Annotated in this window: 25 protein-coding genes and 1 pseudogene; 9 read left to right on the top strand and 17 right to left on the bottom strand. The window is 68.2% G+C overall.

Annotation, left to right across the window (positions count from 1 at the left end):
* Positions 1 to 20: 20 nt before the first annotated feature.
* Positions 21 to 461: an META domain-containing protein gene (locus tag ACP7AI_RS10885; RefSeq protein ID WP_426167218.1), complete on the top strand. Its 441-nt coding sequence runs from the start codon at positions 21 to 23 to the stop codon at positions 459 to 461.
* Here ACP7AI_RS10885 and ACP7AI_RS10890 read toward each other — a convergent pair.
* A complete protein-coding gene (locus ACP7AI_RS10890; protein ID WP_426167220.1) occupies positions 458 to 991 on the bottom strand; it encodes an SH3 domain-containing protein in 534 nt (177 codons plus the stop codon). The two genes, ACP7AI_RS10885 and ACP7AI_RS10890, sit on opposite strands and share 4 nt — an antisense overlap.
* A 39-nt stretch (positions 992 to 1,030) precedes the next feature.
* On the opposite strand from ACP7AI_RS10890, the gene ACP7AI_RS10895 reads away from it, so the two are divergent.
* Both ACP7AI_RS10895 and ACP7AI_RS10900 read left to right on the top strand, forming a co-directional pair.
* Complete coding sequence (locus ACP7AI_RS10895; RefSeq protein ID WP_426167222.1) at positions 1,031 to 2,035, top strand: 2-hydroxyacid dehydrogenase; 1,005 nt, start codon at positions 1,031 to 1,033, stop codon at positions 2,033 to 2,035.
* Positions 1,992 to 2,456, top strand: a pseudogene (locus ACP7AI_RS10900) (DUF1223 domain-containing protein); the annotation flags it as partial. The gene ACP7AI_RS10895 and the pseudogene ACP7AI_RS10900, both read left to right, overlap by 44 nt.
* A 57-nt stretch (positions 2,457 to 2,513) precedes the next feature.
* Here the strand turns inward: ACP7AI_RS10900 and ACP7AI_RS10905 are convergent.
* From ACP7AI_RS10905 to ACP7AI_RS10915, 3 genes are all read right to left on the bottom strand, one after another.
* A complete protein-coding gene (locus ACP7AI_RS10905) occupies positions 2,514 to 3,179 on the bottom strand; it encodes an NrsF family protein (RefSeq protein ID WP_426167224.1) in 666 nt (221 codons plus the stop codon).
* Positions 3,169 to 3,774: a sigma-70 family RNA polymerase sigma factor gene (locus tag ACP7AI_RS10910; RefSeq protein WP_426167226.1), complete on the bottom strand. Its 606-nt coding sequence runs from the start codon at positions 3,772 to 3,774 to the stop codon at positions 3,169 to 3,171. Before ACP7AI_RS10910 ends, ACP7AI_RS10905 begins: the two co-directional genes overlap by 11 nt.
* A gap of 95 nt (positions 3,775 to 3,869) precedes the next feature.
* The gene (locus tag ACP7AI_RS10915; protein WP_426167228.1) at positions 3,870 to 5,288 is read right to left on the bottom strand and encodes an NAD(P)H-dependent flavin oxidoreductase; all 1,419 of its coding nucleotides are present in this window, start codon (positions 5,286 to 5,288) and stop codon (positions 3,870 to 3,872) included.
* 160 nt (positions 5,289 to 5,448) lie between these two features.
* Here ACP7AI_RS10915 and gntA point away from each other — a divergent pair, with 160 nt between their 5' ends.
* From gntA to ACP7AI_RS10930, 3 genes are all read left to right on the top strand, one after another.
* Positions 5,449 to 6,144, top strand: coding sequence for a guanitoxin biosynthesis heme-dependent pre-guanitoxin N-hydroxylase GntA (gene gntA / locus ACP7AI_RS10920; RefSeq protein ID WP_426167230.1), 696 nt, complete (start codon positions 5,449 to 5,451; stop codon positions 6,142 to 6,144).
* Positions 6,144 to 6,722, top strand: a complete 579-nt coding sequence (locus ACP7AI_RS10925; RefSeq protein WP_426167232.1) for a DUF1989 domain-containing protein — start codon at positions 6,144 to 6,146, stop codon at positions 6,720 to 6,722. Before gntA ends, ACP7AI_RS10925 begins: the two co-directional genes overlap by 1 nt.
* Before the next feature lie 67 nt (positions 6,723 to 6,789).
* Positions 6,790 to 7,410 (top strand): CAP domain-containing protein, encoded by a 621-nt coding sequence (locus ACP7AI_RS10930; protein WP_426167234.1) that lies wholly within the window; start codon positions 6,790 to 6,792, stop codon positions 7,408 to 7,410.
* A 117-nt stretch (positions 7,411 to 7,527) separates the two neighbouring features.
* Here ACP7AI_RS10930 and pnp read toward each other — a convergent pair whose 3' ends face one another.
* The 9 genes from pnp to ACP7AI_RS10975 all read right to left on the bottom strand — a co-directional run bounded on the left by pnp (position 7,528) and on the right by ACP7AI_RS10975 (position 18,010).
* Positions 7,528 to 9,879 carry a polyribonucleotide nucleotidyltransferase gene (gene pnp / locus ACP7AI_RS10935; RefSeq protein WP_426167236.1) on the bottom strand — a complete coding sequence of 784 codons (2,352 nt, stop codon included), beginning with the start codon at positions 9,877 to 9,879 and terminating at the stop codon, positions 7,528 to 7,530.
* A 177-nt stretch (positions 9,880 to 10,056) separates the two neighbouring features.
* Complete coding sequence (gene rpsO / locus ACP7AI_RS10940) at positions 10,057 to 10,326, bottom strand: 30S ribosomal protein S15 (protein WP_426167238.1); 270 nt, start codon at positions 10,324 to 10,326, stop codon at positions 10,057 to 10,059.
* Positions 10,327 to 10,338: 12 nt separating this feature from the next.
* A complete protein-coding gene (truB, locus tag ACP7AI_RS10945; protein WP_426168313.1) occupies positions 10,339 to 11,223 on the bottom strand; it encodes a tRNA pseudouridine(55) synthase TruB in 885 nt (294 codons plus the stop codon).
* Between the two features lie 2 nt (positions 11,224 to 11,225).
* On the bottom strand, positions 11,226 to 11,777 hold the full coding sequence (locus ACP7AI_RS10950; protein ID WP_426167240.1) for a GNAT family N-acetyltransferase: 552 nt from the start codon (positions 11,775 to 11,777) through the stop codon (positions 11,226 to 11,228).
* Positions 11,761 to 12,216, bottom strand: coding sequence for a 30S ribosome-binding factor RbfA (rbfA, locus tag ACP7AI_RS10955; RefSeq protein WP_426167242.1), 456 nt, complete (start codon positions 12,214 to 12,216; stop codon positions 11,761 to 11,763). Before rbfA ends, ACP7AI_RS10950 begins: the two co-directional genes overlap by 17 nt.
* 166 nt (positions 12,217 to 12,382) lie before the next feature.
* Positions 12,383 to 15,142, bottom strand: a complete 2,760-nt coding sequence (infB, locus tag ACP7AI_RS10960; protein ID WP_426167244.1) for a translation initiation factor IF-2 — start codon at positions 15,140 to 15,142, stop codon at positions 12,383 to 12,385.
* 10 nt (positions 15,143 to 15,152) lie between these two features.
* Positions 15,153 to 15,881: a DUF448 domain-containing protein gene (locus ACP7AI_RS10965; RefSeq protein WP_426167246.1), complete on the bottom strand. Its 729-nt coding sequence runs from the start codon at positions 15,879 to 15,881 to the stop codon at positions 15,153 to 15,155.
* Positions 15,868 to 17,424 carry a transcription termination factor NusA gene (nusA, locus tag ACP7AI_RS10970; RefSeq protein ID WP_426167248.1) on the bottom strand — a complete coding sequence of 519 codons (1,557 nt, stop codon included), beginning with the start codon at positions 17,422 to 17,424 and terminating at the stop codon, positions 15,868 to 15,870. Before nusA ends, ACP7AI_RS10965 begins: the two co-directional genes overlap by 14 nt.
* Positions 17,425 to 17,428: 4 nt before the next feature.
* The gene (locus tag ACP7AI_RS10975) at positions 17,429 to 18,010 is read right to left on the bottom strand and encodes a ribosome maturation factor (protein WP_426167250.1); all 582 of its coding nucleotides are present in this window, start codon (positions 18,008 to 18,010) and stop codon (positions 17,429 to 17,431) included.
* A 280-nt stretch (positions 18,011 to 18,290) separates the two neighbouring features.
* Here ACP7AI_RS10975 and ACP7AI_RS10980 point away from each other — a divergent pair, with 280 nt between their 5' ends.
* Positions 18,291 to 18,761, top strand: coding sequence for a hypothetical protein (locus ACP7AI_RS10980; protein ID WP_426167252.1), 471 nt, complete (start codon positions 18,291 to 18,293; stop codon positions 18,759 to 18,761).
* Here ACP7AI_RS10980 and ACP7AI_RS10985 read toward each other — a convergent pair.
* Positions 18,758 to 19,663, bottom strand: coding sequence for a tyrosine recombinase (locus ACP7AI_RS10985; protein WP_426167254.1), 906 nt, complete (start codon positions 19,661 to 19,663; stop codon positions 18,758 to 18,760). The two genes, ACP7AI_RS10980 and ACP7AI_RS10985, sit on opposite strands and share 4 nt — an antisense overlap.
* Entirely contained in the window at positions 19,660 to 21,495 is a 1,836-nt protein-coding gene (locus ACP7AI_RS10990) for a hypothetical protein (protein ID WP_426167256.1), read from the bottom strand. The genes ACP7AI_RS10985 and ACP7AI_RS10990 overlap by 4 nt, the downstream gene beginning before the upstream one ends.
* Positions 21,496 to 21,585: 90 nt before the next feature.
* Between ACP7AI_RS10990 and ACP7AI_RS10995 the strand changes: the two genes are divergently transcribed.
* Positions 21,586 to 22,164, top strand: coding sequence for a shikimate kinase (locus ACP7AI_RS10995; RefSeq protein WP_426167258.1), 579 nt, complete (start codon positions 21,586 to 21,588; stop codon positions 22,162 to 22,164).
* Positions 22,161 to 23,264, top strand: coding sequence for a 3-dehydroquinate synthase (aroB, locus tag ACP7AI_RS11000; RefSeq protein ID WP_426167260.1), 1,104 nt, complete (start codon positions 22,161 to 22,163; stop codon positions 23,262 to 23,264). The genes ACP7AI_RS10995 and aroB overlap by 4 nt, the downstream gene beginning before the upstream one ends.
* Positions 23,265 to 23,286: 22 nt before the next feature.
* Here aroB and ACP7AI_RS11005 read toward each other — a convergent pair whose 3' ends face one another.
* Together ACP7AI_RS11005 and ACP7AI_RS11010 are read right to left on the bottom strand one after the other, a co-directional pair.
* Positions 23,287 to 24,213: an alpha/beta hydrolase family protein gene (locus tag ACP7AI_RS11005; RefSeq protein ID WP_426167262.1), complete on the bottom strand. Its 927-nt coding sequence runs from the start codon at positions 24,211 to 24,213 to the stop codon at positions 23,287 to 23,289.
* 57 nt (positions 24,214 to 24,270) lie between these two features.
* Positions 24,271 to 25,887 (bottom strand): alkaline phosphatase D family protein, encoded by a 1,617-nt coding sequence (locus ACP7AI_RS11010; RefSeq protein ID WP_426167264.1) that lies wholly within the window; start codon positions 25,885 to 25,887, stop codon positions 24,271 to 24,273.
* Positions 25,888 to 25,934 lie beyond the last annotated feature (47 nt).

Below are 25,934 nucleotides of genomic sequence, written 5' to 3' on the forward strand. Positions count from 1 at the left end.
TGGGTGCCATGTGTGCCGTGGTGATCGGCACGGCGGTCCTGGCACCCGTGCTGCTGGGCGGTTGCAGCAAGGCGGTCGCGATCGCCAAGGGGCAGCAGCCGGTGGTCGCAGGCACGCTCGAGGGCGGGCCCTGGCTGGTGGAGGATCTCAACGGTGGCGGCGTCATCGATGATGCCCGCGTCGACCTGACCTTTGATCCCGGTGACCATGGCACCGGCATCATCAGCGGCCGATCGGGCTGCAACCGCTACAGCGGCGCGTGGCGGCAGGACGGTGCAAAGGTGACGCTGGGCCCTGTCACGAGCACCATGATGGCGTGCGCGCCGGCGCTGATGGAGATGGAGCGCAAGTTTCTCGGCGCGCTGGAGGCAGTGCGGACGGTCACCTATGACGGGACCGGCGCCGCCATGTTGAAGGCGCCCGACGGCCGGATCATCAAGTTCCGGCGGACGACCCCCTAACGGCCGATCGCCTCGTTGGGGTAGGTGCCCCAGAGCTGGTTGCGCAGGATATAGCCCGAGCGGCCGGCGTTGGAGACGCGGCACCAGACGTTTTCGCACAGGGTGATGGTGACGACGGTGCCCGGCTCGATACGCCAGGCGACACGGGCCTGCAGGTCGGGCGAGGTGTAGAGTGTGCGGATGCCGCCGGTGACAAAGCCGGTGCGTTCCCCGGTCAACAGCGACTTGTTCATCCAGCCGATGGTGCCGTCGGGATCGCGGACCTGGCGCCAGATGCCGTATTCGCGGATGATCTCGAGCGGCAGGCCGCGGCGCTTGTATTCCCAGGCGATAGGAAAGCGGCGGTCGTCGGGTCCCGTGCGCATCATCGCGCTGTTCGATTTCAGCGATACGAACCGCGGGATCGGCAGGGTGGTGGTGCCGTCGGCACGCTCATCCGCGGCGCGAGCCGGCATGGCGCCGAGCAACGCCACCGCCGCGGCGGCGATCAGGCCAGAAACGGCGGTCGAGAGGCAGTGGCGCACCGCCATGTCTTGACGCACCCGGCGGCACGGGGCAACCCTTTGGGCATGCCTGCTCCCAACGTGCGTCCCCGGCCCAAGGTCATCGTGACACGGCGCCTGCCCCAGGCGGTCGAGGCACGGATGGCCGAGCTTTTTGATGTCGAGCTCAATCTGGGCGACGAACCGATGACGCAGGAACAGCTCGCCGATGCGGCGCGCCGCAGCGACGTGCTGGTGGCGACCGTCACCGACGAAGTCGATGCCGCGGTGTTTTCGGCGGCGAGCGAAACCGGCAAGCTGAAGCTGCTGGCGAATTTCGGCGTCGGCGTCGACCATATCGATCTCGGCGCGGCGCGCGCCGCCAAGGTTGTCGTCACCAACACGCCGGGCGTGCTGACCGACGATACCGCCGACATGGTGATGGCACTGATCCTGAGCGTGCCGCGCCGGCTGGCGGAGGGCGAGAAGCTGGTGCGCGCCGGCGAATGGCACGGCTGGTCACCGACGGGGATGCTCGGCCATCGCATCACCGGCAAGCGGCTCGGCATCATCGGCATGGGCCGGATCGGCCGCGCCATTGCCACGCGGGCGCGGGGTTTCGGGCTAACGGTGCATTACCATAACCGCCACCGCCTGCCGCCCGAGGTGGAGGCTGAGCTGGAAGCGACCTGGTGGGACAATCTCGACGCCATGCTGGCGCGGGTTGACATCATCACCATCAATTGCCCGCACACGCCCGAGACGCATCACCTGATCGGCGCCAGGCAATTCGCGCTGATGCAGCGGCAGGCCTATATCATCAACGCGGCGCGCGGCGAGATCGTCGACGAAAATGCGCTGTGCGAGGCGCTGGCGGCGGGCAAGATCGCCGGCGCCGGCCTTGACGTGTTCGAAAACGAGCCGGCGATCGACCAGCGGCTGATGGAATTGCCGGGCGTCGTCCTGATCCCGCACATGGGCAGCGCGACCTTCGAAGGGCGCCAGGCGATGGGGGAGAAGGTCATCGCCAATATCCGGGTCTGGGTCGATGGGCATCGGCCGCCGGACCAGGTGCTGGAGGGGTGGGCCTAGCGCCCCGGAGCGCAGCGCAACGAACGCGCAGCGTGCGTCAGCAGCGCGCCGAGAGGCCTTCGGCAATGCCCAGGTCTGGACGCCGCAGGTCGTCGTCAACGGCCGCGCCACAGTCTTCGGGAACAAGCTGGCGCCGCTGCCGGCGCTGATCGCCAGGTCGGACCGGGGCAACGCCGGCCCGACGCTGCGCCTGACCGGCGACACGGTCGTCCTCGGCGGCAGCGCGGCAAAGCCCGTGGATGTCTGGCTGGTCCGGTACGACCCGCGCAGCGTCGCGGTGGCGATCAAGGCCGGCGAGAACGGCGGCCGGACCCTGCCCCACCGCAATATCGTGCGCGAACTGGTCCGCATCGGCCGCTGGAGCGGCGGCAGCGCCCGCTATGCCGTGCCGGCGGCGCGGGTGTCGGGCCTCAGCAGCGCGATATTTGTCCAGGCCGGCCCGGGCGGGCCGATCCTTGCCGCAGCTCGCGGCTGGCCGTTACCAGCGCACCAGCCGCGGCAGCAGCCAGCGGCTGAGCAGCGCCACCACCAGTACGGCGCCGCCATACCAGACCGCGACGTAAAGCGGGTCGTCATGGCTGCAGTGAAAGCCGAAGATGAAGGCGCCAAAGCCTGCCGCCGCCAGCCCGGCCGCCAGCGCCGTCTGTTCGGGCCTCGTCGGTGCGCCGCGCCGCATCAGCACCACCAGCGCGGCGATCATCGGCAGCGACAGGAGGAAGATGCTGATGAGGCAATCCACGCCCTCCCGCCAGTCGAGCCGCGCGGTGAGCGACGGCCCCCGCGTCGCCGCGTCGATCAACCAGCCGAGCCCCAGCGCCACCGGCACGACGATGGCCAGCGCCCGCCACAGCCGGGCCAGCCGCGGGCCGTTGGTCACCGCCGGGTCGAGCGAGACCAGCAGTGCCGCGCCTGACAGGCCGGCAAAGCTCGCCAGCGCCGCCAGCTTCCACCAGAACGCCATCTCGCCCATTGCCGCAGGCATGTCGGGCCGCATGCCGCGCAGGGCGATGAGCAGCGGAATCTCGACCAGGATGAGCGCCACGATCAGCAGCGCGTCGCGGGTCCAGCGGCGCGGCTGCACCGGGCGCAGGTCGGCCACCAGCCCGTCGATCAGCAGGTCACGCGGCGTCAGTTCAGTCGGCATCGTTGCTACCTTCGACCAATCGCGCCAGTCGGCCGAGGCCGCGATGGATGTTGACCTTGACCAGCGCCACCGACTGCCCGGTGCGCGCCGCCGCTTCTTCGATCGACAGGCCGTCGATCTTGACCAGCCGGATCACCTCCGCTTGTGCCGGCTTCAGCGTCGCCATCAGCCCGCGCAGCGCGGCGGCGCTGGTAACCGCCGCTTCATGGTCGGGGGTTGACAGCGTCTCCGGCAGTGCGTCGGCGGCGTGGCGCCCGGCACTGCGCAGCCGGTCGATCCATTTGTAGCGGGCGATGCCGGCGAGCCACGGCCCGAACGGGCGCGCCGGATCCCAGGTGTGGCGCTTGGCATGGATGGCGACCAGCGTGTCCTGCACGGCATCCTCCACCGCCGACGGCGGCAAGCGGCGGGCGAAATAGCGCAGCAACCAGGGCCGCAGTTCGGCGAGCAGGCGGCGATAGGGCGCCGCCTCGCCGGCCTGGGCGGCCGACATCAGCGCACCCCAGCCGTGCGGATCGGTATCGGCAATGCCGGTCATCGCCGCCAGCCTAGGGTTCGACGGGACAACGGCAAGCGATGCAAATGCCGCCAACATCGCTGCCACCTTCCCGGCCCGGTGCCGTCACATGTTGCGAGCGACCTGCCACAGCCCGGTCATTCGCCAGCGCGAGCGCAAAGGTTAAACCGCGATCAGTCGCCGGTCAGGATGCGGTCGACGAGCTGCTTCACGGTTGGTACGAAACCGTTCGAGTAAAACGGGTCCTTGGCAAAGCGGAAGGCGGAATGACCGCCGAACATCAAATTCTGCTCGGTATCGCCGCCATGGACGATGTCCTGCAACGTCTTCTGGATGCAGAAGCTGCGCGGGTCGGCGAGTCGCCCGGTGGTGTTGGTATCGTTGTCGGCCCAGCTCGAAAAGCCGCATTGCGACAGGCAGCCCATGCAGTCCGATTGGTCCTTGCGGATCACCGCCTTGTCGTCCGGTGTCACGAATATCAGCGTGTTGTCAGGGGTCTTCAGCGCCTCGGTATAGCCGGCGCCGTACCAGCTGCGGGCGTGCAGCAGGTCGTCGCGGGTGACGAAGTAATTCTTGCGACCGACGCCGACGTCGAGCTGGAACTGGTGGTCGCCCGTTGCCGTCGTGGAGAACGCGACCTGGCGTTCGGAACGGCCCTCGAGGTTGCGCAGGAACGGGTTGCGCACTGCGCTCGAGTAAAATCCGGTCGGCGAGAATTTGTGGAGGAGGATGTCGCCTTCCTCCAACGTCATCAGCCGCTGTTTCCAACCTTCGGGGATCGGGCTTTCCTGGGTCAGCAGAGGCCTTGTGCCGAATTGGAAGACGATCTGGCCGAGCTCCGGGTTGTCGATCCAGTCGGTCCATTCGCGCAGCGCCCATACGCCGCCGGCCATGATGATCGGGGTCGAATCGGGGATGCCGGCCTCGCGCATCGTGGCGCGCAGGTCGCGGACGCGGGGGAACGGGTCCTGCGGCACGCGCGGGTCCTCGGCATTCGACAGGCCGTTGTGGCCGCCGGCAAGCCAGGGATCTTCATAAACGACCGCGCCCAGCCATTCGGACGCCTTGGAATAGGCGCGTTTCCACAGCGCGCGAAAGGCGCGGGCACTGCTGATGATCGGGTAATAGTAAACTTCGTGATGGGCGGCGATTTCGCTCAGCTTGTACGGCATGCCGGCGCCGCAGGTGACGCCGTTGACGAGGCCCTTGGTGCGCGCCAGCACGCCTTCGAGCACGCGCTGGGCGCCGCCCATTTCCCACAGCACGTTGATGTTGATGGCGCCGATGCCGCGCTGCAGTTCGGTCGATGCCATGTCATAGGCGCGCTGCACCTGCTGGACAGCGCCTTCGATGGCATAATCGACCAGTTCCTCGTGGCGTTCGCGGCGGGTCAGCGCGCGATAGACCTGGGGGATGATGCGGCCGGTCGGATCATAGCTGTCGGCGTTGACGGCGGAGATCGTGCCGACGCCGCCGGCCAAGGCCCAGGCGCCCGACGACAGATGGTTGGTCGCGGCGACGCCCTTGCCGCCTTCGACCAGCGGCCACACCTGGCGGCCGCCCATCGCAATCTGTTTCAGCCCGTTGAGCATTGTCTTTGAATCCAGCTTGGCGCCCCCGCGCGCATTGCGCTGTTGTAAGGCCCAACTGTGAACAAAGCGCAAGTCCATCATGCGCGGCGCACGGCCACAGGGGGCTCATGCAAGGGAACATCTGGCGTCCTTGTTGGTTTCGCGTGGTCAGGAGACTTTCATGATCCCCCACAACGACCACCCGCTCGCGGAAAGGTTTCGCGAGTTCGTCCGCAATCCCGAATTTCCCTGCGTCGGCGCGAAGTCGGCGCTTGGCAAGGGCCGCATGCGCATTGTCGTGGCCCGCAGCCTGACCTCGGCCTGGGACGACTTGCGGATCCTGCCCCAGCTGACCGCGCTCGCCAACGACTATCGCGCCGAGCCTGAACTGTTCCAGTCCCTTGTTGTCGTCTTCGAAGGCCCCGATGAAATCGAGGAGTCGGTGTTCGAGCAGCATTTGTGGGAGCGCGTCCAGTCGCTGTCCGACAAGGACGCGATCTGGTTCGGCCAGCCGCACGACCCGCGGGTCAGCGACGATCCCGACGATCCGCATTTCTCGCTGAGTTTTGGCGGGGAGGCGTTTTTCGTCGTCGGCCTGCATCCTGGCGCCAGCCGGCCGGCGCGGCGTTTCGAACGTCCGGCGCTGGTGTTCAACCTCCACGACCAGTTCGAGGAATTGCGCCGGCAGCAGCGCTATGAGGGGCTGCGCGCCAAGATACTGCAGCGCGACGAGGCGCTTGCCGGCTCGATGAATCCGATGCTGGCACGCCACGGCGATTCGTCGGAAGCACGCCAGTACAGCGGCCGGGCCGTCGGCAGCGACTGGAAATGCCCCTATGCCGGGCGCGGTGCCGGTGCCGAGATGGAACAGGCCTGATGCACGAGATTCCGCCGCGCAGCGGCGCGGCCTTCACGCTCGATCGCGGCCAGCGGCTGACCGTCATCGATCCGCAGGGCGAACAGGTCGCCGACCTGCTGGCCTTCGTGCGGGACGACATCGACGAGGTGATCTCGTCGGGCCGGACGCTCGATTATCTCAGCCGCATCTATCTGACGACGCCCGATCCCATCTATTCGAACCGGTCAAACATCCTGCTGCGGATCGTCGAAGATACGGTCGGCCGTCATGATTTCCTGCTGACGCCGTGCTCGCGCGATACGTTCCGCATCATCTATGGCGATGAACAGCCGCATCGGGGCTGTTTCGGCAACCTGGCCGAGGCCTTGGCGCCCTATGGCATCGTGCCGGATCGCATTCCGGTGGCGTTCAACCTGTTCATGAACGTGCCCGTCGACGGCACGACCGGCGAATTGAAGGTGTTGCCGCCGCTAAGCAAGGCCGGCGACCGGATCGTGCTCGAAGCCGAAACCGACTTGATCATCGGGCTGACGGCCTGTTCGGCGCTGCAATCGAACAATGGCAGCTTCAAGCCGATCCACTACCGCATCGATTGATTCCGCCAGCCATCGCCGGTTCAGCCGCGATCGTGCGTAACGGCTGCGGGGATCGACGAGGTAGCGGATGCGGATGCTGGCAGTGGCGGTGATGGCGATGCTGGCCGGCAGCCCGGCCGCGTCGCTCACCCTCGATGCGGCGGTTCTCGACGAGATCAACTATGCACGCACCCAGCCGCAGGCCTATGCGCAGGTGTTGCGTGATTATCGCCGCAGCTTCCGCGGGCTGGTCGTCGATGACCCGGCGGACCCGGGCTATCGCACCACGGTTGAGGGTGTGCGCGCCGTCGACGAGGCGATCCGCTTCGTCGAGCGCCAGCCGCCGTTGTCGCCGCTGGCCGAAGCCGAGGTGCTGACGCTCGCCGCCGTCGACCATGTCGCGGCGCAGAGCAGGCGTGGCGAAGTCGGGCATATCTCCGCCGACGGCGGCAGCCCCAGCGATCGTGTCGCGCGGCGCGGCGGCGGCGTCTATGTCGCCGAAACCATCGCCTATGGGTCGAACAACCCGATCGCCGTGGTGCGCCAGCTGATTATCGACGATGGCGTCGCCAACCGCGGGCATCGCGCCGTGATCTTCGACCCGCGCTTTCGCCATGCCGGCGTCGGCTGCGGTCCGCATCCGGTTTATGGGTCGATGTGCGTCGTCGATTTTGCGGCGACGCGCGATGGCCGGCCCGCCCCGCGGTAAACTCGCGTCCGGAAGGCTGGTCCGGTAGACGCGTTGCGCCGTGCACGTGAGTCAATGACGTGAAAAAGGACCGCTCCTTTCGGGGCAGCCCTTTTCCAATTCAGCCTGGGCCGAAGATCAGTCGCGTGAGCCGGTCAGGAAGTCGGGCAGGCTGCCGCCTTCCTGGGGAGCGTCTTCACGCGGCGCACGCTCCGGACGGGGACTGCGATCGCCTTCGCTGCGGGGTCCACGGTCGCCGCCGTCACGACGCGGGCCACGATCGCCGCCATCGCGGCGCGGGCCACGGTCGTCACGGCCGCCGCCATCACGGCGCGGGCCGCGATCACCACGGGGGCCGCGGTCGTCGCCGCCTTCACGCGGCGGACGCGTGTCGGCGATTTCCTCGCCGGTTTCCTGGTCGACGAGGCGCATCGACAGGCGGACCTTGCCGCGTTCGTCGACGGCGAGGACCTTGACCTTGACCTGCTGGCCTTCGGTCAGCGCGTCCTTGACGTTGGCGACCCGCTCGTTCTTGATTTCCGAGATGTGGACAAGGCCGTCCTTGCCGCCCATGAAATTCACGAACGCACCGAAATCGACCATCGACACGACCTTGCCGGTGTAAATCTTGCCGACCTCGGCTTCCATCGTGATGCCTTCGATCCACTTGCGGGCGGCGGCGATCTTTTCCGGATCCGAAGACGCGATCTTGACGGTGCCGTCGTCCTCGATGTCGACCTTGGCGCCGGTCGTCGCGACGATTTCGCGAATGACCTTGCCACCGGTGCCGATGACGTCGCGAATCTTGTCCTTGGGCACCTGCATCGTTTCGATGCGCGGCGCGTGGGAGGACATTTCTTCGCGGGTGTGATCGAGCGCCTTGGCCATTTCACCCAGGATGTGCGCACGACCGGCCTTGGCCTGGTCCAGCGCGACCCGCATGATCTCCTCGGTGATGCCGGCGATCTTGATGTCCATCTGGAGGGCGGTGACGCCTTCCGAGGTGCCGGCAACCTTGAAGTCCATGTCGCCCAGGTGATCTTCGTCACCCAGGATGTCGGACAGGACGGCGAAGTTCTTGCCTTCGAGGATCAGACCCATGGCGATGCCGGCAACGGGGCGCGTCAACGGGACACCGGCGTCCATCAGCGCGAGGCTGGCGCCGCAGACGGTGGCCATCGACGACGAACCGTTCGACTCGGTGATGTCGGACAGCACGCGGATCGTATAGGGGAACGCTTCCTTCGTCGGCAGCACGCCATGGACGGCGCGCCAGGCAAGCTTGCCATGGCCGATGTCGCGGCGGCTGGGAGCGCCGAAGCGACCGACTTCACCCACCGAGTACGGAGGGAAGTTGTAGTGCAGCATGAAGCGTTCGTAACGCAGGCCATCGAGTCCATCGATCATCTGCTCGGCATCGGCGGTGCCGAGCGTCGTCGAAACGATCGCCTGGGTTTCGCCGCGGGTGAACAGCGCCGAACCATGGGTGCGCGGCAGGAAGCCGACCATCGCCTCGATCTGGCGCACGGTCTTGGTGTCGCGACCGTCGATGCGGCTGCCGTCCTTCAGGATGGCGCCGCGGACGATCTCGCCCTCAAGCTTCTTGAACAGCTTGCCGGCCTTTTGCTGGGTGGCGCTGTCGGCATCCGCGAACAGCGGCTTCATCTTGGCCTTGGCATCGCCGAGCGCCTGCTGGCGATCCGACTTCTTGGTCAGCTTGTAGGCGGCGGTAATGTCCTTGCCGACAGCCTTGCGGATTTGGGCCAGCATCGCGGTGTTGTCGGGCAGGGCCAGTTCCCAGGGGTCCTTGGCAGCCTTTTCGGCGAGCCCGATGATCGCATCGATCACCGGCTGGATGCCGCGATGGGCGAACATCACGGCGCCGAGCATCTCGTCTTCCGAAAGCTCCTTGGCTTCGGATTCGACCATCATCACGGCGTCATGGGTGCCGGCAACGACGAGATCGAGACGACCGGCGGCGATCTGCGCCTTGGTCGGGTTGAGGATATATTCGCCATCGACAAAACCGACGCGCGCCGAAGCGATCGGGCCCATGAACGGCACGCCGGAGAGGGTCAGCGCGGCCGATGCAGCGATCATCGCGACCATGTCGGCCTCGTTCTCGCCGTCATAGCTCAGCACCTGGGCGATCACGTTGATCTCGTTGTAGAAACCTTCCGGGAACAGCGGGCGCAGCGGGCGATCGATCAGGCGGCTGGTCAGCGTTTCGTGCTCGGTGGCACCACGCTCGCGCTTGAAGAAGCCACCCGGGATGCGGCCGGCGGCGGAATATTTTTCCTGGTAATGAACGGTCAGCGGGAAGAAATCCTGGCCTTCCTTGACGCTCTTGGCGGCCGTGACGGCGCAGAGCACGACGGTTTCGCCATAGGTGGCGAGGACGGCGCCATCGGCCTGGCGCGCGATGTGGCCGGTCTCGAGGGTCAGCTTGCGGCCGCCCCATTCGATTTCCTGCTTATGAATATTGAACATGGTTCGTCTTTCGTGTGCGCGCTGCGACCCTATTGTCGCAACGCTGTGCGGGCTGGTTGCAGGCCCGCGGCCTGTGTGGCGGGCAGCCGCGTCAGCGGTCCGTGCCTGCCGTCCGGGGCCCGCGACCATCGCCGGCACCCGGATAGACGAACGGCCCCCGTTCGGGGGCCGTTCGGGTTACTTGCGAAGACCGAGCTTCGCGATGAGATCGGTGTAACGCGCGCTGTCGATCTTCTTCAGATAATCGAGCAGCGAGCGGCGCTTGTTGACGAGGACGAGCAGGCCGCGACGGCTGTGATTGTCCTTGGCATGCGTCTTGAAATGTTCGGTCAGGTTGGCGATGCGCTCCGAAAGGATGGCGACCTGGACTTCGGGCGAACCCGTGTCGTTGGCGGCGCGGGCATTGCCCTTGATGACGTCGGCCTTGCGTTCTGCGGTAATCGACATCGGATACTCCTGTTATTCGAGGTTGAACCCGCGGAGCACCCGGACCGCTTCTGGGTCGATCTCGACCAGCGCCACGGGAACAGGTCCGAGGCAGGCGAGATAGGTGCCGGGTGAGGCGGGGTGCCCGAAAAGCCTGCGCCCCTGTCGGAGTGCCGCCGCCTGTTCGGGATCGATAGCGAGAGCCGGGATGTCGTCCAGCCCCGCCATCAGTGGCAGGAGAACCTGTTCTAGCTGCGCCCCCTGCACCAGCGACTCGAATTTGTCCAGTGATATCGCCTGATCGAGCCGGAACGGCCCGGCGCGGGTGCGGCGCAGCATGGTGACATGCCCGACGCTGCCCAGCGCCAGCGCAAGATCGCGGGCGAGGCTGCGAATATAGGTGCCCTTGGATACCGTTGCCGAAAAGGTCGCGTCTTCGGGGGTCGATTCGCGCAGGTGCAGGTCGTGGATTGTCACATGACGCGTGGCGAGCTCCACCGTTTCGCCCGCCCGCGCCAGGGCATAGGCACGTTGGCCGTCGATCTTCAGCGCGGAATATGCTGGCGGCACCTGGGCGATCGGGCCGGTAAAGCGCGGCAGGATCGCGGCGACGGCGGCTTCGGTCGGCCGCAGGTCCGACGTGGTGACGACGGCACCCTCGGCGTCCTCGGTCGTGGTGGCCACCCCCCATTTGACCGTGAAGTCATAGCCCTTGGTGGCATCGAGCATCCGCCCGGCGAGCTTCGTCGCCTCCCCGATGGCGATCGGCAGCACGCCGGTGGCCAGCGGATCAAGCGTGCCGCCATGGCCGATGCGATCAGGGCGGATGCCAACACCCCGCACAATGCGCTTCACCGCCGCCACGCCCTGGGCGCTCGACAGGCCCAGCGGCTTGTCGAGGATGATCCAGCCGTTGATGGTCAAGATGCGTCGCGAAGCAGGTCGGATCCCTCGCCCGGCAGCAGCGAGAAGACGCAGGTGTCGCGGACATGGCCGGTCCAGGTGATCTTGTTGGAACGCAATATGCCGTCGAGGCGAGCGCCGAGCTTGCGCACCGCGGCTTGCGAGCGGGTGTTGCGCACGTCGACATCGAAGACGATGCGGACGATGCCGCAGGCGCGGGCATGGCCGATCATCAGCCGCTTCAGCCGCAGGTTGAAGCCGCTGCCGCGCACTGCCGGGTGAAGATAGGTGAAGCCGATGGCGACGGCGTGGTTCGGCGCGTCATGGTCGTACCAGGACGTGCAGCCGACGAGCGTGTCGCCGTCGAACACGGTATAGGCGGCGCGGCCGAGCAGCATGGCGAAGCCGGGATCGAAATGGTCGCCATGGAGCGACACCGAATAGATCGCCCAGATTTCGCTATCGGCGGCGCAGGCGGCGCGCAGGCCTTCGCGATGCGTCTCGGCCAGCGGTTCCAGTCGCAGCGTGCCGTCGGCGAGCGGGACGTGCAGCTCAGCCGTCGTCGTCAAGCGCGTCTTCCTCGTTGCGCACGTCCGACAGGCGACGCGGCTTGGCGGCCGGCTCCAGGTCGCGAGCGATCGACGGCTGGCGCAGGATGGCATCGATGCGGGCGCCGGCGTCGAAGCTTTCGTCGGCGCGGAAGCGCAGGTCGGGGGTGTATTTGGTGACCATCTGGCGGGCGACCTCGCCTCGCAGATATCGGGCGTGGCTGGCCAGCGCCTTGACGACGGCCTGGTCGTCGCCGCCACCCAGCGCCTTGATGAACACCGTGGCGTGGCGCAGGTCGGCGGTAACGCGAACCTCGCTGACCGACACGATGGTCCGCTGCAACAACTCGTCACGCAGCTCGCCGCGGCCGATGACGTCGGCGAGCGCATGGCGCACCTGTTCACCGATGCGCTGGAGGCGAATCGAACGGCCTTGGGAATCGGGGGTGGCACGGGCCATGGTGAAACTTATGCCTAGCTCAAAGTAAAAAGAAGGGCGTCGCGGCAAAGCCGCGCCGTCGGACGGGTTCGGGCGGAGTTATCCGGCCGCCCCGCCGGCCGCTCGCGCGCGAGTCCGCGCACTGCTCCCCGATCGCTGCGCAATCGGGTCGCTGCGCACGGCCGCGCTAGAGTGTCCGATCCCGCATCTCGACTTCATAAGTCTCGACCACGTCGCCCGCCTTGACGTCCGAGGACGCTTCCAGCGTGATACCGCATTCGAGGCCGGCCTTGACCTCGGCGACATCATCCTTGAAGCGGCGCAGCGAGGCGATGACACCCGTGTAGATGATGACATCGTCGCGCATGACACGGGCGCGCAGGGCCTTTTTGATGAAGCCTTCGGTGACGCGGATACCGGCCGCCTTGCCGGTCTTGCCGGCCTGGAAGACTTCGAGCACCTGGGCGCGGCCGACGACCGTTTCCAGTGCCTCCGGACCCAGCTGGCCGGCCATCGCCGCCTTCACTTCGTCGATCAGGTCGTAGATGACGTCGTAATATTTCAGCGCCACGCCATCGCGCTGGGCGATCTCGCGGGCCTTGGCATTGGCGCGAACGTTGAAGCCGATGATCGGCGCGCCGCTGGCCTTGGCGAGCGTCACGTCGGATTCGGTGATGCCACCGACGCCGGCGGCGAGCACCTTTGCCTTGATGAGATCGGTCGAGATCTTGTTGACCGCCCCGGCAATGGCTTCGGCCGACCCCTGCGTATCCGCCTTGATGACCAGCGGATAGACCTGGGCCTTGGCCTGGCGCAGCACCGAGAACATCGTCTCGAGGTTGGCTGGTTCCTGCTCGATGCGCTTGGCATTGGCGAGGCCGGCGCGATAGTCGGCGACCTCGCGGGCCCGGGCTTCGCTCTCGACGACGGTGACGGGGTCACCGGCGGCGGGAACACCTGTCAACCCGAGCACTTCCACCGGCATCGAAGGCGTGGCTTCCTTTACCTGGGTGCCCTTGTCGTCGACCAGCGCGCGGACCTTGCCCCATTCCTGGCCCATCACGAAGATGTCGCCACGCTTCAGCGTGCCGCGGCGGACGAGCACCGTCGCCAGCGCGCCCTTGCCCTTGTCGAGACGCGCTTCGATGACGCTGCCTTCGGCGGCGCGATCGGGGTTGGCCTTCAGCTCGAGGATTTCGGCCTGCAGCAGGATCTTCTCGATCAACTCGTCGAGCCCCGTCTTCTGGGTCGCCGAAACTTCGACATCCTGGACCTCGCCGCCCATCGATTCGACCTGCACGTCGTACTGCAGCAGCGCCTGGCGGATCTTTTCCGCATTGGCGCCGGTCTTGTCCATCTTGTTGATGGCGACGATCATCGGAACACCGGCAGCCTTGGTGTGCTGGATGGCCTCGATGGTCTGCGGCATGATGCCGTCGTCCCACGCCACCACCAGGATGACGATGTCCGTCACGCTGGCGCCGCGGGCGCGCATCTGGGTGAAGGCCTCGTGTCCCGGCGTGTCGAGGAAGGTGATCTTCTCCTTCGACTTGGTCGTGATCTGATAGGCGCCGATGTGCTGTGTGATGCCGCCGGCCTCGCCCTTGACGACATTGGTGCCGCGCAACGCATCGAGCAGCGACGTCTTGCCGTGGTCGACATGGCCCATGATGGTGACGACCGGCGGCCGCGGCAGCAGGTGATCATCGACATCGGCGCCGCCGACCATGCCGATCTCGACGTCGGATTCGGACACGCGGACGATGTTGTGGCCGAATTCGGTCAGCACCAGCTCGGCGGTATCCTGGTCTATCTCGTCGACGGCCGCCGACGGCACGCCCATGCGGGCGAGCAGGCGGACGACGTTCGACGTGCGCTCGGCCATGCGGTGCGCCAGCTCGGCGACCGTGATGCGATCGGGAACAGTGACGTCGCGGACCTGCTTGGCCTGCGACCCCAGACGGCCACGTTCCTTTTCACGGGCGCGGCGCAGCGCGGCGAGCGAACGGGTGCGGACGCTGTCATCCGAGTCGAGCGCGCGGGTGACGGTCAGCTTGCCCGACTGGCGGCGATCGTCGCCCATGCGCAGGCGGGCCGGTTTGGCGGCGAGGTCGGGCTTGCGACCCGGCAGCGCGCGGACGCGCAGCCGCTCCTCTTCCTCGTCGAGCTCGACCAGCGTCTGTGGCGTGTCGCTCGGCACCGGATCGGGACGGGTGGCTATTTCTTCCTCGCGGGCACGCTTCTCCTCGAGGCGCTGGCGCTCGGCTTCGGCGGCTTCGGCCCTGGCGGCTTCCTCGCGGATGCGCGCTTCCTCGGCCGAACGCAGGCGGTCTTCCTCGGCCTGGCGCAGCAACAGCGCCTGGCGCTCCTGCCGGGTCATCAGGTCGGTGGCGGCCGGGCGGCGTTGTTCCTGGACCGGCGGACGCACCGGCGGCTTGACAGCTGGGCGTGCGGCGGCGGGCGCTGGCGTCGGGGCCGGAGCGGGCGTTTCGACCCTGGCAACGACGGGCGCCGGCTCGGGCGCCTTGGGCTGCGGGGCCGGCTGGCGCTCGACAGGGCGGAACATCACCGGCGGCGGCACCGGGCGCGCGGGGGCCGCAGGCGTGACTTCGGGGGCCGGGGCGGCAGCCACCGGCGCCGGAGTCGGCGCCGCAACCGGGGCCGGAGTCGGCGCTGCAACCGGAGCCGGCGTCGGCTCCGGCGCGCGGGCCACGGGTGCCGAAACCGGCGAAGCCGGCGGCGGCGTCGGCGCGGCAACGGGTGCCGGCGCTTCGACGACGGGTGCCGGATCGCCGGGGCGATGCAGCACGCGCGCGCGTTTCACTTCCACGACGACCTGCTTGGTGCGGCCATGGCTGAAGCTCTGTTTCACCTTGCCCACTTCGACGGCCTTGTTCAGGCCGAGGGGGGCTCGCATGCCGAGCTTGGGTTTGTTGTCGTCACTCATCAAGTCGTGCCTAATGCCTTTCAGCGGCCGCCACGGCAACTGCCGCTGCGACCTGTTCTTCGTCATCTTCGTCGTCTGCCTTGTGCACCTTGCCGCCGTTGAAGGCTGCCCAGCGTTCCAGCGCCTGCATCACCCGCGCGGCGCTGACAGCGTCGGATATCGCGGCATGTACAACATTCTCGCGGCCAAGGGCCATCGACAATTGGTCCCGTCCAACGGGCAGCACGATGGATGGCGTGCCGGGGGAGGCCCCGCGGCGCTTGGCCTCCAGCTTGCCGACGCCGTCGGGACGGGCGTCGCCGGCGTGAATCAGCAGCCGTATCTTGCCCTTGATGATCGCCTCGCCGATGCGTTCATGTCCCCATATCAGGTTGCCGGCGCGATTTTCCAAGCCCAGCCGGTCGAGCGCGCGGCGTTCCAGCCCGGCGGCGATCTGGTCGGCAAGGTCTTCGGGTAACCTGAGCGCATTGGACTTGAAGGCGCGGGCGAGCGCGCCCTTCAACTTGCCCTTTGTCATCGCGGCGTCGAGTATGGCGCGATCGGCGACGATCCAGGCGCCGCGGCCCGGCAGCTTGCCGTTGAAATCGGGCGCGACCTGCTCGTCGGGTCCGACGGCAAGCCGTATCAGCGACGCACGGGGGCCATGCGCCTGGGTCAGGACGCAACGACGCTCGGGCCCTGCATCGGCAGGGCCCAAAACGTTGGCAGTGTCGGCCGTCAGATGCTCATCGTGTTCCATCCGCGGGTGCGTCCTCCCCGGCGGATTCATCGCTGAACCAATGCGCGCGCGCGGCCATGATGATGCGGTTGCCGTCATCCTCGGAAATGCCGAAGTCGCGCAGCACGCCGATGTTCTTGGACACCAGCTCGTCGGTGGCAAGGTCGCCCAGGTCGTCGAGCGTCTTGATGCCCTTCTTGCCCAGCGCCACGAGCATGGCCTCGGTCAGCCCCTCGATGGCGGCGACATCGTCCTCGACGCCGAGCGCAGTGCGCTCCTCGCGGGCGGCGGCTTCGCGGCGCTCGAGCGCTTCGATGGCGCGCTTCTGCAGCTCGCCGCCGAGATCCTCGTCGAAACCTTCGATGGCGGCGATTTCCGACAGGTCGACATAGGCGACTTCTTCCAGCTCGCTGAAGCCTTCGGCGACCAGCAGCTGCGCCAGCGTCTCGTCGACGTCGAGCTCGCTTTCGAACATCGCCGACTTCTCGGTGAATTCCTTCTGGCGGCGCTCCGACTCGTCGGCTTCGGTCATGATGTCGATCTGACGGCCGGTCAGCTGGCTGGCGAGACGAACATTCTGGCCGCGGCGGCCGATGGCAAGCGAAAGCTGGTCATCGGGAACGACGACATCGATGCGATTGTCTTCCTCGTCCATGACCACCTTGCTGACCTCGGCGGGCTGCAGCGCGTTGACAACGAAGGTCGCGACATCGGGCGACCAGGGGATGATGTCGATCTTCTCGCCCTGCAATTCCTGGACGACCGCCTGGACGCGGCTGCCCTTCATGCCGACGCAGGCGCCGACCGGGTCGATGCTCGAATCGCGGCTGATGACGCCGATCTTGGCACGGCTGCCGGGATCGCGGGCGACGGCCTTGATCTCGATGATGCCGTCGTAGATTTCGGGCACTTCCTGGGCGAACAGCTTCTTCATGAAATCACCGGCGGCGCGCGACAGGAAGATCTGCGGACCGCGGGGTTCGCGGCGGACGCTGGCGATCAGCGCGCGGACGCGATCACCGGGCTTCAGCACTTCGCGCGGGATCTGCTGGTCGCGGCGGATGACGCCTTCAGCTTTCCCCAGGTCGACGACGACATGGCCGAACTCGGCGCGCTTGACGAGGCCGGTGATGATCTCCCCGGCGCGGTCCTTGAATTCCTCATACTGGCGGTCGCGCTCGGCATCGCGGACCTTCTGCACGATGACCTGCTTGGCGGCCTGGGCGGCGATGCGGCCGAATTCCACCGGCGGCAGCGGATCGACGATGAAATCGCCGAGCGCCGCGGTCTTGTCCTTCTTCAGCGCGTCCTTCAGCGACACCTGCTTGAAGAAATCCTCGGGCTCCTCGACCACTTCGAGCACGCGCCAGAGCCGGGTTTCGCCGCCCTTGGGGTCGATCTTGGCGCGGATGTCGTTCTCGGCGCCATAACGGGCACGGGCGGCGCGCTGGATGGCGTCTTCCATCGCCTCGATGACGATGGTCCGGTCGATGGACTTTTCGCGCGCCACCGCGTCGGCGATGGCGATCAGTTCGGCGCGGTTGGCAGTGACTGCGGTAGCCATTGTGTCAGTCCTCGGCAGAATCGTTGGTGGCGTCGTTGTCGTTGTCGGCGTCTTCGGTCTCGATCACTTCGTCGGCGCCGCCGGCATCCAGCGGCTTCGACGCCTGGATCAGCTTTTGCGTCAGCACCAGCTTGGCGGCAGTGATGGCGGCCAGCGGCAGCACCACCGGGCCGACGCTTTTCACCATCAGCGTCACCATATCATCTTTGCGGCCCTCGATCACGCCGTGTGCGCGGGCGCGGCCGTCGACCGGCGGGTCAAGCTTCAGCCGCACTTCATGGCCGTGCCACTTGTCCCAGTCGGTCGGCCGGGTCAGCGGCCGGTCGATGCCGGGCGACGACACCTCCAGCGCATATTCACCGTCGATCGGGTCGGCTTCCTCGAGCGGCAGGTCGAGCGCGCGGCTGATCTCGGCGCACTGCTCGAGCGTCAGCTGGCCGGTGCTGCGGTCCTCGGCCATCACCTGCAGCGTCATGTCGCCGGGCTTGCCCGACAGCTGGACACGCACCAGGTCGAACCCCAGGTCGGTGACCACGGGGGCGATGATGGCGTTCAGCGTCGCGTCGAGGCGGGCGGTGTCGGTCAATACGGTTCCTGCAAGCACCTCCGGCGGCGGACGGGAACGTTCCCGGCCGACCTCCATGCGGTTACCCATGTAGAGATGACGGCCCTATAGTCCGCGCCGGCGCCGGCGGCAAGGGTGTACGGCACGGGTGCACGACGGCTCGGCCAGGCGGGAGCATGTTTGTTGGCGGCGCGTTATGACCGTTCACATTGAGTTGCCGCGCGTCGCGCCATAGCATTCGCATCACCGACAGGAGTCACCAGACATGTCCCGGACTGTTTTACTTTTCGCACTTGCAGCCTTGATCGTTGCTGTCCCCGTTGCTGCCCAAGACCAGAACCAGGAAAAGCCGCGCAGCGACATCGACAAGGTCGGCGACACGATGGAGAACATCGGCTCGCGGCCGTTGAAGGATCTCAACATCATCAAGCCCAAGGTGGCGCCCGAAATCGAGCGCATCATGGACGCGCCCTATTCGCTGCAGGGCATCCGGACCTGTGCCCAGTACAAGACGGCGATCACCAAGTTGACCGGCGTGCTGGGCCCCGACGTCGATTCGCCGCAACTTCAGAAAAAGGACAAGACGCCCGCCGAACAGGCGCTGTCGCTCGGCGAATCGGCGGCCGGCGGCATCATTCCGTTCTCCGGCGTCATCCGCCGACTGTCGGGTGCCGAGGCGCGCCAGAAATACGCCCAGGCGGCAATCTATGCGGGATCGGTGCGGCGCGCCTATCTGAAGGGCACGGCGCGGGCCAAGGGCTGCAAGGTCTAGGCTTTCCGGTCGGCAAGCGGGTGGCGCGCGTTGACAAGCTCGACCAGCGCCTTCGACGCGACATGGGTGTAGATCTGCGTTGTCGCGATGTCGGCGTGGCCTAGCAGCGTCTGCAGTGTTCTGAGGTCGGCGCCGCCTTCGAGCAGATGGGTGGCAAAGGCGTGGCGGAGCACATGCGGCGACACGCGATCGGGGGGTATCCCGGCCGCCGCCGCCAGTTCCTTGACGAGCTGGTAGAGCCGCAGCCGGGTCAGGTGCGTGCCGTTGCGTGACGGGAACAGATGGCGCGCCGCGATCGGCACCAGCGCAGCATGTGCCGCCACCGCCGCCTCGGCACGCGACCCGATCGGCGCCAACCGCTCCTTGCCGCCCTTGCCGGCGAGCACGATGAAGCCGCGGCCCGGGCGCACCGCGTGGCGCGGCATCGACACCAATTCGGTGGCGCGCAGGCCGGAACCGTAAAGCAGCTCGATCAGCGCGGCGAGGCGCAGCGTGCGCGGGTCGCCTGGATGCGCCGCCAGCCGGTCGGCGAGTGCCGCGAACAGCCGGTCGACATCGCGCGGGTCGAGCGTTTTCGGCAGCGGCCGGGCGGCGGTGGCGGCGGCGAGGTCGCGCCTTGGATTGTCGGCGCGGATGCCGTCCGATTGCAGGAAGGCGAGGAACTGCCGCACCGCCGAGCCCTTGCGCGCCGCCGAGGCCCGCGCCAAGCCGGCCCAGTGCGCCGACAGCTGCGCCAGCTCGGGTGCTTGCGCGGTGCCCAGCCGGCCATCGAGCCAGGCGCTGGCCTGTTCGAGATCGCGGCCATAGGCGAGCAGCGTGTTGCGCGCGGCGCCGCGTTCGGCGGCCAGCATGTCAAGGAACAGGGCGATCAGGCGGGCATCATCGGGGCCCGCTGCGGTCATGCCCGGGTCATCGCCTCCGCAACAATCAGACGGGCCTCGTCGCCGCGGCCGACGCGGACCAGCGCCGCGACGATGTGGTAAAGGTGCAGCGGCGGCACATCGGCCCAGCCGCCTTGTAGTCCGGTGGCGGCGAGCAGCGCCACCTCCCCCGTCCGTCCGGCGGCGGCGGCGGCGTCGATCCCCCGCGTCCAGCTGTTGGCAGCGCGGGGCAGCAGGTCGGCGCGCAGCCCGTCCCACTCCCCACCGCGGGCAATGCCGATCCCGGCCAGGCCGGCCAGCATCATCGCGGCACGGCGATCGTCGGCGCCGCTGTCCGATCGCCAGCTGTCGAAGGCTGATGCCGTCGCCGGCGCCGCACCGACGGGTGCCAGCACCGCCCAGGCGGCGGCGCGTACCTTGGCATCGGCCTTGTCGGCGATCGGCCACCAGCGCCGCGCTGCGTCGGTCATGCCGGCGGCGACGAGCGCCGCGACGATGTCGCCGCTGTCGGCGGCACTGTCGGCGCTGATCGGCAGCCTGGCCGCGGCGGTCGCAGATTCCAGCAGTGCACCATAGCGATCGTCGAGGCCGCCGCTGGCCCAGATCGCCTTCAGCGCATTGCGGCGGTCGGTCATGCTGGCGCCGGCAAAGGCGGTGCGCAGCCGGCCGCCGGGCGTGTCGGCATCGGCGTCGCCTGGCGACAGCGCGGCGATGCCGCTGGCCAGCTCGGCCGCCGACACGGTGCCGAGCACCGCCGCCGGGCGCAGCGCCGCCAGCCTGACATCCGCCGCGACGCCCGGAGCCCGCACCAGCCAGCCGAATCGTGCCGGACCCAGCCCCGCCAGCTTGTCGGCCGGCACCTGCACGCCGGCGGCGGTCGCCACGCCATAGCGGTAAGGCGTCAGCGCCGGTGCCTCGTTCCAGTCGATATTGGTCGCCCGGCCGGCCCCGCCGGCGATCGTCGCGACGCGTTCGCCCAATCGCACGTCGAAGGGTTCGACGATCTTGTCGTCGGCACGCAGCGCATCGAACAGCCGCGCGGCCGTGATGTCGTCGCCCTGCACGGCGGCGCACATGCCGACGGCGAGTTGCCACAGCGGGTCCCGCGACAGCAGCCGCCCGGTGCCGGCGATCGGGCACAGGCCGTTGATGTCGGCGGCGGCGAGTGAAACCTGGGCCGACACCCGGTACAGGTTGGGGCTATAGCGATCGACGGGCACCATGTCGGTCAACGCCTTGGCGCCGTCGATCTCCCCCATCCGCATCAGCAGCCAGGCCCGCGCCGCGACCCAGTCGCCGGGCACGATGCCCCAGGGCGCGGCGCTTTCGCTCAGCAGCGCGCGGCGCAGCGTGATGGCGGCCCAGCGCGACGCGATCGGTGCCTGCATGCGATAGGCAAGGCTCGACAGGAACGCCCCGCGCGAACCCGTGAAAGTGGCAAGGCCATAGCCGCCGCCCGCGGTGGTCAAGGGGCCGAAGACAGTGATGTCGCGCCCGGTCGGCGCCGTCATGGCAAAGGGATCGGCCTGCTGCGGCGCCGCCGGTAGCAACGCCGGCAACAGCGGGTCAGGCGCTGGCGCGTCGGTGACGACCGTCGCATCGCCGGGCAGCAGGTCGGGCGCCGGGGCAACGACCGCCGGCGGCGCATCGAAACTGTCGGGCAGCAGCGACCGAGGTGCCACGGTGTCGGTTTCGGATGGCGGCACGGCGGGCTGGGTGTCGCTCTGCTGGCCGATGACCGGCAGCGCGACCAGCGCGGCGATGCCGGCGGCGGCCAGCCAGGGCGCGGCCCGCGAGGCACGGCGGCGCGGTTCGGCCTGTCGCTTTGCCTCCACCGCCTCATTCCGCAACATCGATCTCCACGCCCCAACCTCGGGCAAGTGCTTGCGCGTCTGTCACGGCCGCTGTCACCGCGCCGCGCGCCGTGTATAGCGAGGGGCGACATGGAGTGCGACGCCAAAATCCCGGGCGCTGACCCCGATCTGCGCGCCGCCGCGGCGCGACCGGTGGCGCTTGTCGGCCTGATGGGGGCCGGCAAGACAACAATCGGCCGGCGGCTGGCGCTGCGGCTGGGGCTGCCCTTCGTCGATGCCGATGCCGAAATCGAGACCGCGAGCGGATTGAGCGTCGCCGAAATCTTCGAACGTTTCGGCGAGGCGCATTTCCGTGATGGCGAGCGGCGGGTCATCGCCCGCCTGGTCGATGGTGATCCCAAGGTCATCGCCACCGGCGGCGGTGCCTTCATCCAGGACGATACCCGCGCACTTCTGCTCGAACGCGCGCTCGTCGTCTGGCTTGATGCCGATATCGCGACGCTGGTCGACCGCGTCCGCCGCCGCAACACCCGCCCGCTGCTGAAGGGCCGCGATCCCGGCGAGGTGCTGCGGTCGCTGGCTGCGGTGCGCAACCCGATCTACGCCGCCGCCCAGCTGCGCATCGCCAGCAAGGCCGGGCCGCACGGCGAAACTGTCGACACCATCGTCCGCGCGCTCGCCGCGGCCAACCGCGGAACGCCTGCATGATCGTCGAAGTCCCGCTGGGCCAGCGTGCCTATTCCATCCATATCGCGCCGGGGCTGCTCGGCAATGCGGCGCCGCTGCTCGGGCCACTAGCGCCGCGCGGCCGGCTGGCGCTGGTTACCGACAGCAATGTCGCGGCATTGCACCTGCCGGCCTTTGCGGCCGGGCTGGCCGCCGGGGGCATTGCCGTCGACGAGATCGTGCTGCCGCCGGGGGAGGCGACCAAGGACTGGGCGACGCTCGCCCATGTCACCGAACGGCTGCTGCAGCTGGGCGTCGAGCGCGGCGATGCCGTGGTGGCGCTGGGCGGCGGCGTCATCGGTGACTTGACCGGCTTTGCCGCCAGCATCCTTCGGCGTGGCTGCAGGTTCGTGCAGGTGCCGACGACATTGCTGGCGCAGGTCGATTCGTCGGTCGGCGGCAAGACGGCGATCAACGCCGCGGCGGGCAAAAACCTGGTCGGCGCCTTTCACCAGCCGGCGCTGGTGCTGATCGACCCGCAGGTGCTGCAGACGCTGCCGCCACGCGAACTGCGCGCCGGCTATGCCGAGGTGGTGAAATACGGCCTGATCGGCGACCCGGCGTTCTTTGCCTGGTGCGAGCAGAATGCCGCCGCGCTGCTGGGCGGTGATGCCGCGGCACAGGCGCAGGCGATCGCGGTGTCGTGCCGGGCCAAGGCGGCGGTGGTGGCGGCCGACGAGCGCGAGACCGGCGACGTGCGCGCGCTGCTCAACCTCGGCCACACCTTTGGCCATGCCTTCGAGGCGGAAGCCGGCTTTTCCGACCGGCTGCTGCACGGCGAAGGCGTGGCGCTGGGCATGGCGCTGGCGTTCGACCTGTCGGCGAAGCGCGGACAGTGCCCGGCGGGCGATACGGCGCGGGTACGGGCGCATCTGCTTGCCTGCGGGTTCACCCTGTCGCCGCAGGCGCTCGGGCTCGCCGCGCCGGCGCATACGCTTGTGCACCACATGCGGCAGGACAAGAAGATGAAGGCCGGCATGCTGCCGTTCATCCTGGCGCGCGGCATCGGGCAGGCGTTCGTGGCGCGCGACGTGCCGCTGGCGGATGTCGAGGAATTCCTGGCGGGAGTCGTGGCGGGCTGAGGGAGTCGATCTCTCCCGCCGGCTACTTCGTTTCCAGCCGGTCCCCCGGCGCCAGCTGTGCCTTCAGCCCTTTGGCGAGGAACGCCTTGTCCTTCGCCGAGCCGAGCAGCGTCGCGCCCCAGAAGGCCGTGGTCGCTGCTGCCGTTACCGCCTTCACATGCGGGTCGACCGTGCGTTCGGCGCGGCGGGCGTTGCCGCTGAACACCATGTGGTCGGCGTCGGCGAAGACCAGCAGATATTTGTCGCCGGGTGGCATGGCGCGATAGGGCGCGGTGCGCTCCGCCTCGGCGGCGGCGCGCACTTCGGCCGACGCCAGGGCCGGGGCGCCGTCCTCGGTGCCGGTGATCGACAGGAACGGCATGCCGATTTTGCCAAAGGCTTCGGCTGGATCGCCGACGAACGGTGCCGACGGGCTGAGCGCGATCGCGGCGCGGATGCGGCGATCCGCCAGCGTCACGCCGCCGCCCCAGCGCTGCCCGGCGAGGGCCTGGGCCGTCCAGGCGCCCATGCTGTGGCCGGCAAAGCCGATGCGGTCGGGATTGATGCGAGCCAGGTTGCAGGCACCCCCGCGCGGCCGTCGCGCTACCTCGTTGAGGACAAAGCGCGCGTCCCCCACCCGCGCCAGCAATTGTTCGGCGGTGGCGGCGCCGCGTACCCGCGCCGGCACATCGGCCGGCGTCGGCGCGTCGCGATAGACGGCGATGTCGCTGCCGGCATGCTGCATCTGGATGACGGCAAGGCCGCGCGCCGCCCAGGCGCTGGCCCATAGCGTGCCACCGCTGGTGTCCCCGCCCATGCCATGGCTGAACAGCACCAGCGGCACCTTGCCGGTGCCGGCGGGCATCCGGACGCGCACAGGCACGTCGCGATTGCGGGCATCATCGCGCCAGACGGCGTTGCAGACCGGGCCGGGCGTCGCGGCGAGGAGCAATGCAAGCAGGGCGATCACCGGCCTTGCCTCGCTGCTCCGCTATCCGGGGTCAAGCCCGGGACGACAGGGCAAGCGCTATACGAGCACCATCTTGCGGCGCCCGCGCTGCACCGTCGCAGCCTGGCCCGTGCCGGTCGTCGTCGTCCGCTCCCTGATCGTCGACATGAACACCCAGTCGCAACGCGCCGATTCGGGGGTGAAGGCGACGGTCATGTAGCCGCGGCGGCTGGTGTCGCACCAGGTCATCTCCGGGCTGGCGGCCACCAGCGCGTCGCGGACCCGCGCCGGATCGGCCTTGAGCGCACTTTCATAGCCCGGGCTGGTCACCGAATGGCCGGCGAACTCGACACCCGCCGGCTTGCCGCCTTCGGCGAGGTCGAAGGCCCAGGCATTGTGGCTGTCGCCCGACACCACCACCATGTCGGCATTGGCCACCTGAGCGGCCTTCAACAGCCGCTTGCGCGCCGCAGGGTAGCCACCCCAGCTGTCCATGTTGCTGGGGATACCCGCCGCGGCCGCCATGACGCCGGCGGCAACATACCCCTGGATGCGCTTGTCGGCGTCGGCGCCGACCAGGCTCATCCCATCCTTGGGCGCAAATTGATTGCCCATGACGATCTGCTGGGCGACGAGCTGCCATTTCTGGCCGTCCTTCACCGATGCCTTGATCGTGTCGGCGAACCATGCCTCCTGCTCGGCGCCGAGCAGCGACCGGCCGGCATCGCTCCAGGCGCCGTCGCGGAAGGTGACGAGGCCGGCCTTGCCTTCCTTCAGCGCCGGGCCGAGCTCCAGCGGCTTGTCGCGGCCGGTATTGCGGGTGTCGAGCGTCAACAGGCTGACAAGGTTGCCGATGTCATAACGGTGGTACATACGGTCGGGCTGGGGCAACCATTCGCGATTCGCCTGGGTCGCGGCCGACAGCCGGGCGCCGAAGTCGCCTTCCTCGGGCTGGTGGTTCTGGGCGCCGCCCTTCCAGGTGTCGTTGGCGACTTCATGATCGTCCCAGATGTTGATCATCGGGAACAGCCGGTGCAGCTCCTGCAGGCCGGGATCGACGCGATAGCTGGCATAGCGCTGGCGGTAATCGTCGAGCCGGACCATCTCGCTCGCCGGTTCGATCTCGCGGCCGGGCATCGACTCGGCGGCGCTCGGATAGGTGCCGCGGGCATATTCGTACAGATAGTCGCCGGTGTGGACGATCAGGTCGATGTCGTTGCGCGCCGCGGCATGGGCATAGGCGTTGAACCAACCGAACGGCTTGTTGGCGCAGCTGAACACCGCGATGTTGAAGCGCGCCAGCGGACCGACGGGCAACGTGCGGGTACGGCCGATCGGCGACACGCTGCCGTCGGGTGCGGTGAAGCGGTAGAAGACCCAGCCGCCGCTCGGCAGGCCGGTGATCACTGCCTGCGCCGTGCCCCAGCTGGCCGGGCCGGCGGTGGCTTCGGCGCGCTTGATGATGTTGGCCATGCCGGCATCGGTGGCGACATCGACCTTAAGCACGGTGTCGCGGCCATCGGCGGCGGCATAACGCGTCCACAGCTTGATCGAGTCGGGTCCCGGCGCGCCCGAGGCGACACCATGGGTAAAGCCCTTGTCGGCCCAAAGTCCGGCCAGCGCCGGCCGCGTCGGCAGCAGCAGCCCCGCGGCACCGGCGGCAAGGAAGGCGCGACGATCGATAGCAGGATACATTTGGTCCACCCCGGATATGATGTTCGCCGGCGCGATTAGGCCGGGTT

The sequence above is a fragment of the Sandarakinorhabdus sp. DWP1-3-1 genome (genome assembly GCF_049896705.1).
Lineage (GTDB): Bacteria > Pseudomonadota > Alphaproteobacteria > Sphingomonadales > Sphingomonadaceae > Sandarakinorhabdus.